Source organism: Bartonella sp. AS69XJJH (genome assembly GCF_042195585.1).
Taxonomy (GTDB): Bacteria; Pseudomonadota; Alphaproteobacteria; order Rhizobiales; family Rhizobiaceae; genus Bartonella.
This window is the reverse complement of record NZ_JBHIOO010000003.1, coordinates 19,942-37,014: the sequence shown is the minus strand read 5'-3', so window position 1 is coordinate 37,014 and position 17,073 is coordinate 19,942. Positions and strand designations below refer to the sequence as shown.

Here is a 17,073-nt window from a genome sequence, read left to right as displayed (position 1 = left end):
GAACATACTGGCAAAGATTGGTTTGAAACGCAAATGAATGAAAATAATGAGAGTGAACGAATTGCTAAAAGGTTAGCGCGTGCTGGTGTTGCTTCGCGTCGAGATGCAGAAATGATGATTGTTGCAGGTCGTATTTCTGTGAATGGTACAATCGTGACAACGCCTGCTTTTAATGTTAGCCGCTCTGATATTATTAAAGTTGATGGCAAACCTTTACCTCCTATAGAACGAACGCGTTTATGGCTTTACCATAAGCCAGCAGGCCTTGTTACCACGAACCGTGATCCTGAAGGCAGACCTACAGTATTTAGTAACTTACCAAAAGGAATGCCGCGTGTTCTTTCTGTTGGAAGGCTTGACATTAACACGGAAGGGCTTTTGCTTTTAACCAATGATGGTGGCTTAGCGCGTGTATTAGAGCTTCCTGTAACAGGATGGGTCCGCAAATATCGCGTCCGTGCTCATGGAAGAGTAAAGCAGAGCGCGCTGGATAACCTTAAAAATGGTATTGCGATTAATGGTATTTTTTATGGTTCGATTGAAGCATCAATTGAACGTGAACAAGGGTCGAATATATGGCTTTCTGTTGCGTTGCGTGAAGGAAAAAATCGTGAAATAAAGAATGTTTTAGGGGCATTGGGATTATCAGTTAATCGATTAATCCGTGTATCCTATGGTCCATTTCATCTCTCTGATTTAGAAGAAGGAGCCGTGCAAGAGTTAAAAGGGCGAATGTTACGAGATCAGTTGGGTGAGCGTTTGATTATGCAAGCCAATGCAGATTTTGATGCTCCTATTCTGAAACCCTTTTCAAATTCTGCAGTTGTTGCAGAAAAGCAATGCCAGAAAGATCGTTCTGTTGCAAATGATGATTGGGTTTTCTCAAGTGAAAGGGTGATACGGCGCCGACCAAGAGATGGTTCTGTTGAACATAGTCGCGCGCAATTCAGTACAAAGTCTCATGAGAATGTAAAGAAGGAGAAAAGTGAAGAAGGAAAAGCAGAGCGTTTTCTACCGCGTTCTCGCCGTGCTAATGTTTGGATGGCTCCTGGTGCACGTCCGCAGAGTGCACGTAGAAAGCCTTCCTATAGTGAGGAGAAATCGCATGATCATAAGAGCAATTTGGATGGTAGAAAATCCTTTCATCGAGGCAAGGAAAAACTAAAAGAAAGTCCGGCACACAAAGAGAAGAGGGGAGGTTTTGTTCAAAAACATGACAAAACATCTCATGATGAGACGCATCCCTTTGGTAAGAAAGATCGCTTTTTAAAAGATAAAGAGAAAATGATAAAAGGTGGTCATGATGAGCATTTTTTTGAGAAAAAGGAAAAATCGTTTGGTGGTGCTATGAAAAAATCTAAACCACATAGGGATGGTGCAAAAACTTCGAAGCGATTTGGAGGTTCACGTGCGGATCATAGGCGGTAAATTTGCTGGGCGTGTTTTGTTTTCGCCTGTTAATCAGTTGATTCGCCCAACGAGTGATCGTACACGTGAGAGCCTTTTTAATATTCTTTCTAGCCGTGAAGAACAATTTTGGACCAATAAACGCATTCTTGATCTTTTTGCTGGTACTGGTGCTTTAGGCATTGAAGCACTTTCACGTGGAGCAAAGGCGGCTGTTTTTGTTGAAAACTCGGTTGAGGGGCGTGGGGTGCTTCAAAAAAATATAGAAGCTTTTGAATTACAGTCGATAGGACGGATTTTACGTCGTGATGCGACCAAACTTGGCAATATTGGCACAATGCTTCCATTTGATGTTATCTGCGCTGATCCTCCTTATAGCCGTTGTTTAGGTGAACGTGCTTTCGTAGAAGCTTTGCGAGGGGGGTGGGCAAAAGCTGATACACTCTTCATACTTGAAGAAAAGAAAGATACAATGATTCATTTACCTGATGTCTTTTATCTAGATGATGAGCGGTTTTATGGTGAGACAGCAATACGTCTCTATAAATTACGATCGCTTACATCTTGAGAAAGTTCTCGTTTTTATCCGGTAGGGTGAAAAAATGCTTCTTCATAGTTTTCTTCATTTTATATGGTTTTAAAAGGTTAAGCAGAAAGTAAATAAAAGATTCTAATGTTAAAGGAATTGATGAATTTTTATTTCATTATGTTTTTTGTCTCAATCTTTCATTTTTTTGAAGTTTTTTATAGCCCCAAGAGCGAGTCCTTTATAATATACGTCCTTTCATATAGAGAGGTCATCTCTTCTTCTGTCTAGCCAAAAATTGCTTTGAGGTGTAATGCTATTGGACCTAAATTAGCAGTATGTATTGCTGCTAATTTTTGTAAGTTATGTGCTGATTTGTTAATCTTAGCTACATTAAAAGTGTAACACATTGTCAAAGCTGTAGTGTATTATTAGCTTTACTACCGATGAATGTTTTTTTCCAATAGGATATATATTTCACGACAACAGTTATGATACCTTTTTGTCTCATTTCTTTCGGTTGCACATTAATCATCAACATCTCATTAGAAGCTGAAGGCTTTCAACTATGCAGTCTGCATTTATATCCTAAATAGTGCGTAACTTTTATCTTTGTTATTGTATGAACTTAAAACAGATATTTTTTATTTAAGGTAGACAATATTGTTCATTTATCATGAATATTTTTGTGTTTATTTTTTAATATCGCTTAGTGAGTTAATCATTACATATTAAGTAAATCTAAAAGTATTAAGTTTGTTGTTGTTATTACAGTTTTAAGAATAATGTTTATATTATTCTTAAGCAATAAAACATTTCTAAAACAGGGGAAATTATCATGTTTAAATGGATATATCGCGAAGAAATTAACACAGAAGCGAGTGCTGAGCAAATTTGGGCTATGTGGGAAGATGTGGCATCATGGCCTTGCTGGGATAGTGAGCTTGAGTGGGTAGAACTTTCTGGTCCTTTCAAAGAAGGCGCTATAGGACGTATGAAACCTAAAAAGGGACCTACAGTAACTTTTACACTTGATAAAGTTATAAAAAATGTCTGTTTTTCTGATTATGCTAAACTTCCTCTTACTCACATGAGTTTTGATCATGAATATATTTGTTCAAAAAAATCTGATGCTTCAAATAATACAATTCGCCATACTGTAACCATGTCTGGTTTACTTTCTCCTTTCTTTGGAATGATTATTGGGTCAAAAATTAAGTTACACCTTCGTGATGCAATGATTGAAATGAGCAGACGTGCTCTTACTGAAAACCAAATCACCTCGTAAGGGTGTGCATTTATAAAGAAGTTAATACCTTTATAAAGGTTCAGAAATCTTAGCCTTGTTAGAATGCAATTAGTTATGAGTATATAGCAAATCGATGAGCTATGATCTGTTTTTTAGTTAGTCGTTGAAATCGAGTCAAATCATCTGAGAAAATTAATTTTACACCAAAGATCTTATAAAAGTCATTGAATTTTATTCAATATATAAAAGCTTATAAGGTGCGTATTTTTACTGAAAATAAAGAACGTTGTAGAAGCTTATTTCTGCTCTTGTGAATCTGTAGGTCAATATTGTCATGATATTTGCCAGTTTCTAGTATTGAGATAGTTTTTGATTTGAGAGCTTTGATAAAAGGCATTTTGACTTCTTCTTAAATAGTTTTTATCAACATTACTTCTATTCATGATGTGAGAGCGAATAGTTGTGATTTCTTAAACATTAATAAGTTTAAAATGGAGAAAATTTAATGATATTTGATTCTTCTATGCAAATTACAAAACGATCAATTATGATTATAAATCAAAGTGTTTTTTTGATTAAAAGATGATGACTTTCTAAAGAGTATAGCTTTAAAAGGCTCTAGAGGATAAATAAGCACACTCTTAATTTCCGTAAAATTAATTTCGTATCATTGTATATATTGGGTTTAAATGTTTAAAAAAGCGATTTTTTTAAATGCGTACAGATATCCTAGTTTCTGCAAATATTTTTGTATCTGTTAAAACAATGATGAGCGATAAACTTGTCAAAATTAATTGGAAGAATATGCTTATTACAGATTGAATTGAACGATAAATACAACGTTGAGTTTCATATAAAAGTTTTATTGATTATCGTTTTATGACAATATTACGCTTCTTTATTTTTTAATGGAAGGGAAAGAGGAAAGAGTATAGTTCTTAAATCAAAATCTATCCTGTATCTTAGAATTTTTGTTTCAGGAAAAAAAGTCAGTCAAATTATGCCTGTTTAATAACAAAATAACCGATTAGGGATGACACATAAAAAAATGAGATGCTCTCGATTAGACGCATTAGAAACGAAAGAGAATGTTATGATTATGACTTATTTCTGATAAATACAAAAAATGAGTTCTTTATGATATTGCCTCTATGAGAGTAAAGAAGTTTATGACTGCTCATTTTGTTGAAGCCATAATGAAAGGAAATTTTTTTATTCCATTTATGTTTTTTTGTTTACAAGATTGCCATTTTATTATGAGAGAGTTTATAGAAGCAAAGAAGTATATACAAATATAAGGCATTTTCTTGATTCTTGCTTGGAAATTAAAGAGTGCTATAGGAATGAAGGAAGTTATTTGACTATCCAGAGGACATAAGGCTTGTGACTTAAGTCATTTTATGCTTTTCGAATTTTTGAGGATTTTGGCTTAAATTCAAATGTTATTGCTAGGTCCTTTGTTTATTGCCAAATTTTCGGTTGATTTGATTGTCAGTACAGATTGGGCTATCTAAAATGATGAGGGCCCATGAGAAATCTTGAAACTAAAGAGATTTTACGGCATATACGGCATATTACGTCTTTTCATAAAGAAGCTAAAAGGGAAATGATTTAATGCATTAAAAGAAAGAGAATGCATGAAATGTGCATATGAATAAACACACAAGAGTTATATTCTGATTTATATCAATTTGTCAGAATGCTTATCAATGTAAATAATAAAATATTTTAGGGAGTCTATGATGACTGACAAAAACCAGATTGAGAAAGCAGTTTCGCTGGTTGAAGCAGCAAGGCGTTCTGGAGCAGATGCTGCTGATGCTGCTATTGTTCATGCTCATTCTACCAGCGTATCAGTTCGTTTTGGGAAAGTCGAATCGACAGAAGCAGCAGAGAGCAATGATTTTACTCTAAGGGTTTTTGTTGGAAAAAAAGTAGCAAGTGTTTCTGCTAATTTAGGATCTTATCCGCAAGAACTTGCGGAACGTGCTGTTGCGATGGCTAAAGCTTCTCCCGATAGTTTATTTGAAGGTTTGGCAGATAAAGAATGTTTGGTTAAGAATCCTAAAGATCTTGATCTTTTTGATGATTTTGTGCCAAGCAGTCATTTTTTAACAGAAGATGCTTTAAAAACGGAGGCAGCAGCTCTTGATGTTAAAGGTGTAAGCAATTCTGGTGGCGCTGCAACAGCTTATGGCCGTAGTGGGTTTATTCTTGTGACCAGCGATGGTTTTTGTGGAGCCTATCGCTCCAGTTGTTTTTCACGTTCTTGTAGTGCTCTTGCAGGTGAAGGAACACAGATGGAGCGGGATTATGATTATACAACAGCCTTACATTTTTCTGATTTAGAGGCAGCAGAAACTGTTGGAAAGAATGCAGGTTTTGGTGCTGTCCGACGTTTGGGTGCAGTTCGTGCGGCAACTGGGGGCGTTGATGTTATTTTTAATCCGCGTACGGCTCGGGGAATTGCAGGGCATATCGCATCTATGGTCAATGGAGCCTCTGTGGCTCGTAAAACGAGTCTTTTACAGAATTTCCTAGGCAAGGAAGTGATGAAGCCTACTGTTAATGTAACCGATCAACCTTTACGATTACGTGGAAATGCTTCTCATCCTTTTGATGGAGAAGGGGTAGAGGGTAAAACCCTCAATATTATTGAAAATGGTATTTTAAAAAATTGGCTTCTTTCATCATCCACAGCACGTGAATTGGGACTTAAAACAAATGGACACGGTGTGCGTTCGGCATCATTAGTGCAGCCGACAAGTACAAATTTTGCTATTGAACCGGGTTTAGTATCGCCTTGCGATATGATAAAAGATTTGCGAAATGGATTTTATGTGACCGAATTATTCGGTCATGGTATTGATTTTATTACTGGTCAGTATAGTCGTGGGGCTTCCGGTTTTTGGATTGAAAATGGTGAAATTGCTTATCCGGTGAGTGAAGTAACGCTAGGTTCTGATTTGCTTCATATGTTAGCACATTTAACACCTGCCAATGATATTGATCGGCGTTATGGTACAGCAGCTCCAACATTGTTAATTGAAGGGATGACACTTGCAGGAAAATAACACGCATCATTCTTCTGATTTAAATCTTTTGCGTGACGTTTGTCGAGAGGCAGGAGATTTAGCAATGCGGTATTTTGGGTGTACGTTGGATGTTTGGATTAAAGAGGGTAATTCTCCAGTCAGTGAAGCAGATTTTGCTGTTGATCATTTTTTGAAAGAGAAGCTTCTTGGAGCACGTCCAAATTATGGATGGATTTCAGAAGAAACAAAAGATAGTCGAGAACAACAAGATTATGAACGCTCTTTTGTTGTTGATCCTATTGATGGAACACGAGGTTTTCTTTCTGGCAGTCCTTATTGGTGTATTTCGGTTGCCATTATTGAGAATGGGCGTCCTATTGTGGGCGTTCTACAATGTCCGGCTCAAGGAGATGTTTATACAGCTGTCACGGGTGGAGGGGCAACATTAAATGGGATAAAACTTCCTCGTTTAGCCTTTCAGGTTCATCGAAAATATAAAATTTCGCTTGATAAATCGCTCGCAGAAAAATTACCAGATGATTTTCTCAATCGAGTCAATCTTTACCATTATCTTCCTTCTCTTGCTTACCGTATTGTTCTTGTTGCTCAAGATGAAATTGATATCGTATTAGTTCGTCCGAATTGTCATGAATGGGATATTGCCGCTGCTGATCTTATTTTGCAGGAGTGTGGAGGGTGTTTTTTATCGCTTGATGCCCCTTTACTATCTTATGGAATTGAACCTTACCAATACGGACTTTTAATTGCTGGTAAAAATAATTGCTGTCAAGATATGATAGATGTTGTTCGTCAAACAAAGTTAGTTTAATCACGTAAAAGCACGCTAAAATAATCTAAATAATATAGAGGCACATATGACTGAAGCCAACGCAAAAAAACAATATTTACATCTTGTATTTGGTGGGGAATTAAAAAATCTTAACAGTAATCAATTTAAGAATCCTGATGATTTAGATGTGGTTGGTATTTTCTCAGATTATCAATCGGCTAAAGAAGCATGGCAGGCAAAAGCACAAAGCAGTGTAGATAATGCATTACAACGTTATTACATTGTAGACTTGCATTCGTTTCTTGATGCTGAGTTAGGCGATGCAGAGTAAAGCTTGAATATTTGGTCATTATAGCCTGTAGATTGCTTCACGCTTTTGTTTAATCGTTCTTTCCATAGGTACGTTCTTCGGGTAAAATAGAATGCCGTAAAAAACAATATGCTTGCTGTTAAAAATTCATATGTTTTCTTAAGGAAACATTTCTCAAGGCACCCAAGCACATTTCATAATGGTGTCCGTGCAAGGTATAAAATCCATTGTTGCACCACCATTTTTACGTTTAATAAAAATGCAAGACAGTTCTATCAACCTATTTACAACAGCAATATTATCATGACAGCGATTACTCGAAATTTATGATTATATTGTGAATAGTCACTTTGCCTTTGAATGGGGTATGAGACACTAATGCGTTAAGATTAATAAAAAAGTAGCATTATTAATGATACCAATGACTACTCTGTTGAGATTATTAGCACTCCCTACTTATCCATTGGAATTTTTTCAATGGGGTATTACTGTAAGCTTAGAAACCATGAAAGTCGTTAGAAACTTACCAAAATTAAAAACTTAGAGAAACTGAATAGGTTTATGAAGCCAACTTACCTCATAAGAGTTTCTTGAGTATTCGTTTAAAGCTACAATCTATAAATTAGTTATTTTGTGCTGATTATATACAATCTTAAAAGGAATAATATATCATGCTATCTCCTCAAAAGAGAGGATTTAAAATTTTGAAAATTCTTATTTAAATTGCTTTAAGGCTTTTAAGCAATTCTCTCTTAAACAAGATTAGGTTTTTCTGGATTACCTTTAAGAAATTATATCACAATTTAAAATGAAAGCTCTATACCGTTCAAAAGTTTTTTTAAGATTAGTTTTACATATTCATTTTATTGAAATGAAATCATAGAGATTGAAATTCCTTTTAAACATATTTTATGTTGTATTTATATAGATTGTAATGTCTATATGGATTATTTTTTGAAAAATTGACAATACCTAATATACGTAAAAATAAGTTTTTTCACTAAAATATCAACGTACATAATTCAAAGTCTCACTAAAATCATAAGAAGTATTTGTTCAGTGAGCTTAAAAAAATTGATACAATTTATGTCATAGGTTGTATGATATTTATCATTTATATTTTCAAAATTATAATCGACTGAAAAATAGTTTTGTTATTTTTAAAGTAAGATTTTTATAGGGTGCAGAATGAAGTGATAAAATCGATATAAGTGACAAAATTTCATTAAAAGAGATTTAAATAATGTGTATATATTATTCCTATGGGAAAATTTTAAAAAAAATATGGCAATAAATTGCATTTTTTGTCCTTTATGTATTGAATTTTCTTAGTGGTGAAGCGTTTTTATATCAAGATATGGATGATATTAAAAAAATATGGATGCAACCAATAGTGTTGATGAATTTTTTAACAAAATAAGCATATAGATATCTTAAAATAGCTGGATGAGGTGATTTTAAATGGCAGAATTAAAGGCACATACGGCTCTTTTAAGCTATCGGATGATTGGTTTTTGCTTATGTCCTGTTATTCCTTTTTATTTGTTCTTTCGTGCTATTCGTGGAAAAGAAGAGTGGTGTCGCAAAAAAGAGCGTTTAGGTAAAAGTTCTCATGTACGCCCCCAAGGTTCGTTAGTTTGGTTGCATGCAGCAAGTGTTGGAGAAACACTTGCACTTGTTCCACTTATAAATTATATTTTATCATTGAAAATCAATGTGTTAATGACAACTGGGACTGTGACATCTTCTACTCTTGTGAAAAAACATTTTGGTAATAGGTTGATTCATCAATATGCTCCTTTGGATTTAGATTTTGCAGTGCGTCGTTTTATTAGTCATTGGAAGCCTGATCTCGTCCTGATTTGTGAATCAGAAATCTGGCCTCTTCGTATTAAAGAACTTGCAAAAATGCGTATTCCGCAGATTTTGGTTAATGCCCATATGTCTGAACGTTCTTTTAAAGCTTGGCAAAAACGACGCGTTCTTGCCAAACATATTTTTAAGGATATTGATTTGGCGATTGGTCAAAACGAAAGAGATGTAGCTTATTACCATACACTTGGCGTAAAATCTGTTACGTTTTCTGGTAATCTCAAGGCGGATGTTTTTCTGGTTGAAAATCAAGCATTACTTGCACGTTATCGTAATGCTATCGGCAATCGCCCAGTTTGGGCAGCTGTTTCAACACATGAAGGAGAAGAGGAGATTGCTTTTGAGGTCCATAAGATTGTTAAAAATTATTTGCCAGATTTATTAACAATTATTGTGCCTCGTCATCCTGAACGTTCAGAAGATCTTATCAAAAAATGTGACAATAAGGGGTTGCGTTTTATTCGTAGGAGTAGAGATGCTGTTCCAAACATGAATACCGATATTTTGTGGGGAGATACAATTGGAGAAATGGGACTTTTTCTTCGCTTATCGAAAGTTTCTTTCGTTGGTAAATCGTTATGTGGAAAAGGTGGACACAATCCATTGGAATTGGCTTTGCTTGGTTCCGCTATTTTGACAGGACCTCATGTTTCAAATTTTCAAGAGATGTTTGAACAATTTTTAACGCATGATGCGGCATATATGGTTCAAGATACAAAACAGCTTGCTATTCAGGTGTATAAGCTTTTAACAAATGAAACATTGCGACAAGAAATGGTTGATAAGGCTCATGAAGTAGCGACAGGTATGGCAGGTGCACTTGAGCGCACATTAAAGATTTTAGATCCATTTTTGCAACCCCTTGTAATACAAACAGGTTTACGTCAGCGTCAGGGTAGATATGCATATTAGCGCCCCCCATTTTTGGTGGAAAAATAAAAGCTTTTTGCGTTTTGTATTAGCTCCAGTTTCATGGGGGTATGGTTATTTTTCAAGCCGTTTTATGACAAGACAGCCTCCTGTGATTGATCTGCCAGTTTTGTGTATTGGAAATTTTACATGTGGTGGAGCGGGTAAAACGCCGGTTGTTATTGCTTTTACCAAAGTGGCTAAAGAACTTGGTTTCGTACCTGGTATTGTATTACGTGGTTATGGTGGATCAGTTAAAGGGGTACATCTTGTAAATGAGAAATATGATACTGCACATAATGTTGGAGATGAGGCACTTTTACTTGCACGGCATGCTTTTGTAGCTGTATCACCTAATCGTTATGCAGCAGCGCAACGGCTGAAAAAAGAGGGATGTAATCTTATTTTAATGGATGACGGATTTCAAAGTCGCCGTCTTTATATGGATTATGCGTTACTCGTTGTTGATGCGATGCGCGGTTTTGGTAATGGAGCTGTCTTTCCAGCAGGACCTTTGCGCGTACCATTAAAAACGCAGTTTTCTTTTATGGATAGTGTTTTATTGATTGGTCACTCCGATGCATCCGATAATATTGCTTTTCTTGTTTCGCGTACTGGAAAGCCTTTATATCGTGCTCATCTTAAGGCAAGTGCCTCTGATGAGGTTTCAGGAAAATCATTTTTGGCATTTGCCGGTATTGGCAATCCAGATAAATTTTTTAAATCTATTAAAGAATTGTCTGGTCATGTGGTACAAACTTACACATATCCAGACCACTATTTTTTCACAGATAAAAATTTAAAAAGCCTTATACAAAAGGCTAAGATGCACAATTTATGGCTAGCAACAACAGCTAAAGATTATATCCGTATACGGACACTTCACACTCAAAAAGATTTGAAAAACCTTATTGTCTTTGATGTGAATGTCGCTTTTGTTCAAAAAGATTTCTGTCGTATGGTCCTTGAGGAGGTAATGACCCGCTTCAGAAAACGTTCCCTTGAATTTTCTTGTCTAAAAGGCAAAGGCTAAATTTATAGCTTTTAAGGGTCTATTTTTCTTTTGTTTTTAACAATTGCTTGAGATATGGGTTGCACTCAAGTTCGCGCTGATAGGAGATTTCACAACTAGCATATGCTTCTTGGCGGTGATGATTCCAATATTTTAAATCATCTATAGGGATTTTTTGTCCGCTAACAGCACAAATGGTATAGGTACCATACTCTATAATGTCATATCCATTATTAGAATAATGAATTTTTGCTTCGCGTTCACTATCGGAAAACATTATAATTCCTTTTTACTGATACAAGAGATTCAAGAAAAGTGCCATAAGATATATTATAAAGTCGAGAGTTAATTTAAAAATATTTTTCTTGATAAAATGCTTAAGATTTTATTTTCTACCAAAAAGCCGTTCTATATCTGCCAATTTGAGTTCAATATAAGTAGGGCGTCCATGATTACACGTACTTGTATTGGGTATTGCCTCCATTTGTCGTAACAGTGTATTCATTTCTTCGGGGTGTAAAAGGCGCCCTGACCTTATTGAACCGTGACAAGCCATCGTTGCGGCAACATAATCAAGCATTGCTTTTAAATTGTTTGTTGTATCATACTCAGCGGCCTCATCTGCGAGATCTTTAATAAGGGCTTGGACGTTGATCTCTCCTAACATGGAAGGTGTTTCACGCACAACGATTGCTCCTGGTCCAAATGGCTCTATTCCTAATCCAAATTTTTGCAAAGCATCTTTATGCGTTAAAAGGCATGTTGCATCCTCTTCAGAGAGTTCTACAATTTCAGGAATAAGTAATAACTGTGAAGGAAGCGGTTTGGAATAAAGTGCATTTTTGAGTGCTTCATAAACCAATCGTTCGTGAGCTGCATGCTGATCGACAATGATCAAACTATCTTGTGTTTGGGCGATAATATAGTTTTTATGGATTTGTGCTCTGGCCGCTCCTAATGGATAAGATAACTCTTCTGATGAAGATGTAGTGTTTGGAATGTACGCATCTCCACTTGGTATATCTAAGCCCTCCATAATAGGAGTAGCATCTTCTTTTAAACCAAAAGAGCTGGTAATATCCAATGGTTTGTGAACCATTGAAGCGGCGGAAAAATGATGAGGCTGTGGGCTATAAGAAGAGGATTGGTACGTGTTCTTAAAATTGCCTAACGGTTGTTGTGCCAATGGTTTTTGTATTTGAAATGCAGCTAGCGTTGCTTCAGAACGGGTTGAAGAAGGACGAATACCAGATTGCTGCAATGCTTCACGAATAGCTCCAACGATCAGACCACGAATTAATCCTGGATCACGGAATCGTACATCAGCTTTGGCTGGATGTACATTAACATCTACCTCAGCAGGTGGGAGATCAATAAAAAGAATAGCGACAGGATAACGATCTCGTGTCATGACATCAGCATAAGCACCTCGAATAGCGCTCCATAGAAACTTATCACGCACGGGACGCCCATTAACATAAGCAAATTGATGAAGGCTGTTATTTCGGTTGAAAGATGGCAAACAGGCAAAACCCGTTAAGCGCACTGCTTCGCGTTCAGCATTCAGTGCGATGCTATTAGGGGCGAATTCTTTTCCCATAATTTGCGTAATACGTTGTAATTGTCCTTGAATATTATTTTCTGTAGCAGACAGTTCCATAGATGTTCTGTCTAGTCCCGAAAGAGAAAAGCGGATATGTGGAAATGCGATAGCAATTCGCTTAATCATATCGCTAATAGCATTTGTTTCAGCCCGATCAGTTTTCATAAATTTTAATCGTGCCGGCGTGACAAAGAAAAGATCACGAACTTCAACAATTGTTCCAAGATTTGCAGCAGCTGGTTTTGGTCCTACAATTTTTCCTGCAGTAACGGAAATTTCAGCAGCGCTCTCAGCATCTTTTGTTCGTGAAATGAGTTTAAGTTTAGCAACAGAACCAATAGAGGGGAGGGCTTCTCCTCTAAACCCAAGGAAGCAAATATTGTGTACGTCATCGGTAATCTTTGAGGTACAATGGCGAGAAACTGCTAAAGTTAATTGATCTGCAGGAATTCCATGACCATTATCACTCACCTTTATAAAATTTTTTCCACCATTTGCTGTAATAATTTCGATGCGTGTTGCACCAGCATCAATAGCGTTTTCAACAAGTTCTTTGACAACATTTGCTGGTCGTTCAATAACTTCACCAGCGGCGATTTGGTTAATAATATTTTCGCTAAGATGGCGTATAATCATAATAAATTCTAATAGGAATCTTAAGGGTTCTATAGAATAATTATGATAACATCATTTGTGCGACATTCAAGAATAAGAGAGCATGGAAGGTATTATTTTTACAATACCTCCTATTTTATTTTTAAAGAGCTCTTCATCATTCGAAGTATTTTATTTTATGATAACAACTTAGTTGGAAAAAACAGAAAAAATAGTTTTTATCACCTTAAAATAGCTTGCACCAATTTATCATCTAGGTCAAAAAAGAAACAATGTAAAAAGGGAAGGCAATATATATGGCGCGTATAAGCGGTATTTTAGCAGATAGTGATATACAAGCTTTGATTGAGAATAACGTTCTCAAGGCTCAGTATCCATTTGATAGATCTCAAATACAACCAGCAAGTCTTGATCTTCGTTTAGGGGAGAAAGCTTATCGTATACGTGCTTCTTTTATGCCAGGCCCTGATACAAAAGTTTTGGATAAGCTTGAACGGTTAAAGTTGCATGAGTTTGATTTACGAGACGGAGCCGTTTTGGAAACGGGGTGTGTTTATATTGTTTCTCTTTTGGAAAGTTTAGCTTTACCAGAATTTTTATCTGCTGTTGCCAATCCCAAAAGTTCTACAGGCCGATTAGATATTTTTACACGCGTCATTACGGATAATGCTCAGGAGTTTGATAAAATTTGTGCTGGTTATCATGGTCCACTTTATTTGGAAATTAGTCCACGCACATTTCCAATTTTGGTGCATACAGGCTCACATTTATCACAGCTTCGGTTTAGAAAAGGGCAAAGCTATTTAAATGAAATAGAGTTGCACACTTTGCAAAGGCAAGAAACACTGATATCGGAGGATCTTCCTAATATTAGCGCTGGTGGTATTGGTCTTTCCATTAATTTAAAGGGAGATGAAAACGGGCTTATAGGTTATCGTGGTAAACATCATACAAGTGTTATTGATATTGATAAACGTGCTGTTGCCCACGTTTTAGATTTTTGGGAACCTCTTTTTGATCGTGGTCAAAGGGAGTTAGTTCTTGATCCTGACGAATTTTACATTTTAGTTTCACGAGAGTCTGTTCATGTGCCTCCGCTTTATGCCGCAGAAATGACACCCTTTGATCCTTTAGTTGGTGAGTTTAGGGTGCATTATGCAGGCTTTTTTGATCCAGGATTTGGGCATAAGGAGGCGGGTGGAAAAGGAGCAAGAGCGGTTTTAGAAGTGCGGAGTCATGAAGTTCCTTTTATCTTAGAGCATGGTCAAATGATTGGCCGTTTGGTCTATGAGCATATGCTGAATCGACCATCAACCCTTTATGGACATGATGTTGGCTCACATTATCAAGCACAGGGTTTAAAGTTGTCCAAGCATTTTAAATGAGTTGGAAACTAGGAGTTTTGATAACATGTATGCAGAAAGCGTATTTTGGATAAAAGAAAATTATGTGCTTCGCAAAACCGGCGCCATTCCTTCTATTTTTAGTTTCAAAAGTTATCGCATCCCTTACATTTTAGAGGATATGAGAGGCATTTGTACTTCTTTTTTCAAGAGGTTGTATCTATACGAACTCCGTTTATGATGCACAAAAGAATAGCTTTGAGTATTTCATCATGAAAAATCTAAAATGAAAGAATTTTACTATATTCAATATGTTATTCATATTTATTATTATAATAAATCAATAAGTTACTAAAATTCAATATAACAGTAGCGTATTCACTTTTCAAAATAAATATGCGAGACTGGATGCTGCACTTGACTCCATTTTTCTAGAGCTTAAATGATCAGTATATTTTATTTCGTATAAAACTTATCCTTAAGAGCCAATAAATAACTTTCGCACTACAGTTTAGTAACAATTTTTTTAATAAACATTGTTTTACTTTTAGTAACTCATTTATAGTCTCAATATATAATATTGCTAGAAAATTATTCAATTCAATATGGAAATCTTCTATTAGTATGGACATTAAAAAAATTTTATACTTTATCTGAATTAGGCACTGTATATTTTTATAAATTTTCATGAATAAGTAACAGGTCTCAGTTTTGAATATTGATATAAGAAGATTTCTGGATGTATGCGACAGCTTTATTTCCAGTATTAATAAAGGATTTTTTCATCTTTTGGGGGAGATTATGGTTTATACTTAATGACACCCTATATTCTTATAACCGATAATGTAAGGACCTTTGGAGGAAGAAACGACTTTAAATTATAACTAATTAATCTGCGGAGCAATCGCTTTCGAAGAGGTATTCGTTTAAAGAAAGTATAACATTTCAATTGCACATGAATAATATATGAGTAGATACGTTATTAATGATATTTCATACTATGAGATTTAAAATTTGGATAAGAGAAATAAAGACGTTGTTTTTATCAATTAGTTTTTTTAGAAAGTTGCAGTCTCTGTTGCTTCTATCTATTCAATAGAGTGTTTTGGGAGAATATCGAATAGGTAGGGACACGGATTCGCTTTTATGTGTTTTAGGATGTCTTCTCTTTTCATTTAGGAACAATGGTGCCATCAATGATTATTTCTTCAACACTTGATTATCGTAAGGCAGCAAAGCGTCGTCTTCCTCCCTTTCTTTTTCATTATATTGATGGTGGGGCTTATGCTGAAGAAACGATGCGACGTAATTGTACAGATCTTCAAGCACTTGCACTGCGTCAGAGAATTCTAAGGCAAGTTGGTGAAGTTGATCTTTCAATAAAGCTTTTTGATCAGAGACTTAATTTACCAATTGTACTTGCTCCTGTTGGGCTAACGGGCATGTATACACGTCGTGGAGAGGTAAAAGCAGCGCGTGCCGCAGTAGCAAAAGGGATTCCTTTTACTTTATCTTCTGTTTCAGTTTGTCCCATTGCGGAAGTGCAAGAGGCGGTTGGAGGTGCATTTTGGTTTCAACTTTATGTTCTCAAAGATCGCGGTTTCATGCGTGATGCACTAGAACGGGCTTGGTTAGCTGGTGTACGCACATTGGTTTTTACAGTTGATATGCCGGTTCCTGGTGCACGTTATCGTGATGCGCATTCGGGGATGTCTGGTCCTTATGCTGGCTTACGTCGTTTTTTACAAGCTTTGACTCATCCATATTGGGCTTGGAACGTTGGTGTTATGGGGCGCCCTCATGATCTTGGAAATGTCTCCACTTATCTCAAAAAGAAAATTGCATTGGATGATTACGTTGGTTGGCTTGGTGCAAATTTTGATCCATCAATTGGTTGGCATGATCTACAATGGATTCGCGATTTTTGGAAAGGAAAAATGATTTTGAAAGGTATTCTTGATCCAGAAGATGCGCGAGAAGCAGTAAAGTTTGGTGCGGATGGTATTGTTGTTTCTAATCACGGCGGTCGTCAGCTTGATGGTGTATTATCAACAACACGGGCGTTGCCTGCAATTGCAGATGCTGTAAAGGATCATTTGACTATTTTAGCGGACTCAGGTGTTCGTTCTGGTCTTGATGTTGTACGCATGATTGCACAAGGTGCTGATGCTGTTATGATTGGTCGTGCTTTTGTTTATGCGCTTGCAGCAGCAGGTAAGAAAGGTGTTATGCATCTCCTTGATCTTTTTGCCAATGAAATGCGGGTAGCTATGACACTGACCGGTACTCAGATAATCAAAGATATTACACGCAAGAGTTTAGTAAATATAGATATTTTTAAGCAATGAAAGCAATATGTTATACTGCTTTCAGAAAAAGAAAGTCTTTTTATAGAGGAGCAT

Annotated in this window: 12 protein-coding genes and 1 pseudogene; 11 read left to right on the top strand and 2 right to left on the bottom strand. The window is 36.1% G+C overall.

The features are described from left to right. The first annotated feature begins 33 nt into the window (after positions 1–33). The 9 genes and pseudogenes from ACFIK6_RS02175 (at position 34) to lpxK (ending at position 11,131) form a co-directional block, all read left to right on the top strand. Complete coding sequence (locus ACFIK6_RS02175; RefSeq protein ID WP_375641584.1) at positions 34–1,428, top strand: pseudouridine synthase; 1,395 nt, start codon at positions 34–36, stop codon at positions 1,426–1,428. Further along, positions 1,409–1,975 carry a 16S rRNA (guanine(966)-N(2))-methyltransferase RsmD gene (gene rsmD, locus ACFIK6_RS02170; RefSeq protein WP_375641583.1) on the top strand — a complete coding sequence of 189 codons (567 nt, stop codon included), beginning with the start codon at positions 1,409–1,411 and terminating at the stop codon, positions 1,973–1,975. The genes ACFIK6_RS02175 and rsmD overlap by 20 nt, the downstream gene beginning before the upstream one ends. Positions 1,976–2,771: 796 nt before the next feature. After that, on the top strand, positions 2,772–3,221 hold the full coding sequence (locus ACFIK6_RS02165; protein ID WP_375641582.1) for a hypothetical protein: 450 nt from the start codon (positions 2,772–2,774) through the stop codon (positions 3,219–3,221). Positions 3,222–4,924: 1,703 nt separating this feature from the next. Then, positions 4,925–6,256 carry a TldD/PmbA family protein gene (locus ACFIK6_RS02160; protein WP_375641581.1) on the top strand — a complete coding sequence of 444 codons (1,332 nt, stop codon included), beginning with the start codon at positions 4,925–4,927 and terminating at the stop codon, positions 6,254–6,256. Beyond that, the gene (locus ACFIK6_RS02155) at positions 6,243–7,046 is read left to right on the top strand and encodes a 3'(2'),5'-bisphosphate nucleotidase CysQ (RefSeq protein WP_375641580.1); all 804 of its coding nucleotides are present in this window, start codon (positions 6,243–6,245) and stop codon (positions 7,044–7,046) included. The genes ACFIK6_RS02160 and ACFIK6_RS02155 overlap by 14 nt, the downstream gene beginning before the upstream one ends. 46 nt (positions 7,047–7,092) lie before the next feature. Next, positions 7,093–7,338 carry a DUF4170 domain-containing protein gene (locus ACFIK6_RS02150; RefSeq protein WP_375641579.1) on the top strand — a complete coding sequence of 82 codons (246 nt, stop codon included), beginning with the start codon at positions 7,093–7,095 and terminating at the stop codon, positions 7,336–7,338. A 261-nt stretch (positions 7,339–7,599) separates the two neighbouring features. Beyond that, positions 7,600–7,874: pseudogene (locus ACFIK6_RS02145) on the top strand (type ISP restriction/modification enzyme); the annotation flags it as partial. Between the two features lie 904 nt (positions 7,875–8,778). After that, positions 8,779–10,101 (top strand): lipid IV(A) 3-deoxy-D-manno-octulosonic acid transferase, encoded by a 1,323-nt coding sequence (gene waaA / locus ACFIK6_RS02140; RefSeq protein ID WP_375641578.1) that lies wholly within the window; start codon positions 8,779–8,781, stop codon positions 10,099–10,101. Continuing rightward, positions 10,091–11,131, top strand: coding sequence for a tetraacyldisaccharide 4'-kinase (gene lpxK, locus ACFIK6_RS02135; RefSeq protein WP_375641577.1), 1,041 nt, complete (start codon positions 10,091–10,093; stop codon positions 11,129–11,131). The genes waaA and lpxK overlap by 11 nt, the downstream gene beginning before the upstream one ends. Before the next feature lie 19 nt (positions 11,132–11,150). Here lpxK and ACFIK6_RS02130 read toward each other — a convergent pair whose 3' ends face one another. Both ACFIK6_RS02130 and mutL read right to left on the bottom strand, forming a co-directional pair. Next, positions 11,151–11,387 carry a DUF2093 domain-containing protein gene (locus ACFIK6_RS02130; RefSeq protein WP_273787833.1) on the bottom strand — a complete coding sequence of 79 codons (237 nt, stop codon included), beginning with the start codon at positions 11,385–11,387 and terminating at the stop codon, positions 11,151–11,153. A gap of 108 nt (positions 11,388–11,495) precedes the next feature. Further along, positions 11,496–13,349, bottom strand: a complete 1,854-nt coding sequence (gene mutL, locus ACFIK6_RS02125; RefSeq protein WP_375641576.1) for a DNA mismatch repair endonuclease MutL — start codon at positions 13,347–13,349, stop codon at positions 11,496–11,498. A 275-nt stretch (positions 13,350–13,624) separates the two neighbouring features. Here mutL and ACFIK6_RS02120 point away from each other — a divergent pair, with 275 nt between their 5' ends. Then, complete coding sequence (locus ACFIK6_RS02120; protein WP_375656669.1) at positions 13,625–14,713, top strand: 2'-deoxycytidine 5'-triphosphate deaminase; 1,089 nt, start codon at positions 13,625–13,627, stop codon at positions 14,711–14,713. A 1,154-nt stretch (positions 14,714–15,867) separates the two neighbouring features. Then, entirely contained in the window at positions 15,868–17,019 is a 1,152-nt protein-coding gene (lldD, locus tag ACFIK6_RS02115) for an FMN-dependent L-lactate dehydrogenase LldD (protein ID WP_375641574.1), read from the top strand. Positions 17,020–17,073 lie beyond the last annotated feature (54 nt).

Bases quoted from the DNA above. Each gene is read 5' to 3' on its own strand.
- ACFIK6_RS02175 (WP_375641584.1), top strand. From the start codon at position 34: ATGAATGAAAATAATGAGAGTGAACGAATTGCTAAAAGGTTAGCGCGT.
- ACFIK6_RS02165 (WP_375641582.1), top strand. From the start codon at position 2,772: ATGTTTAAATGGATATATCGCGAAGAAATTAACACAGAAGCGAGTGCT.
- ACFIK6_RS02160 (WP_375641581.1), top strand. From the start codon at position 4,925: ATGACTGACAAAAACCAGATTGAGAAAGCAGTTTCGCTGGTTGAAGCA.
- ACFIK6_RS02150 (WP_375641579.1), top strand. From the start codon at position 7,093: ATGACTGAAGCCAACGCAAAAAAACAATATTTACATCTTGTATTTGGT.
- waaA (WP_375641578.1), top strand. From the start codon at position 8,779: ATGGCAGAATTAAAGGCACATACGGCTCTTTTAAGCTATCGGATGATT.
- lpxK (WP_375641577.1), top strand. From the start codon at position 10,091: ATGCATATTAGCGCCCCCCATTTTTGGTGGAAAAATAAAAGCTTTTTG.
- ACFIK6_RS02130 (WP_273787833.1), bottom strand. From the start codon at position 11,387: ATGTTTTCCGATAGTGAACGCGAAGCAAAAATTCATTATTCTAATAAT.
- mutL (WP_375641576.1), bottom strand. From the start codon at position 13,349: ATGATTATACGCCATCTTAGCGAAAATATTATTAACCAAATCGCCGCT.
- ACFIK6_RS02120 (WP_375656669.1), top strand. From the start codon at position 13,625: ATGGCGCGTATAAGCGGTATTTTAGCAGATAGTGATATACAAGCTTTG.
- lldD (WP_375641574.1), top strand. From the start codon at position 15,868: ATGATTATTTCTTCAACACTTGATTATCGTAAGGCAGCAAAGCGTCGT.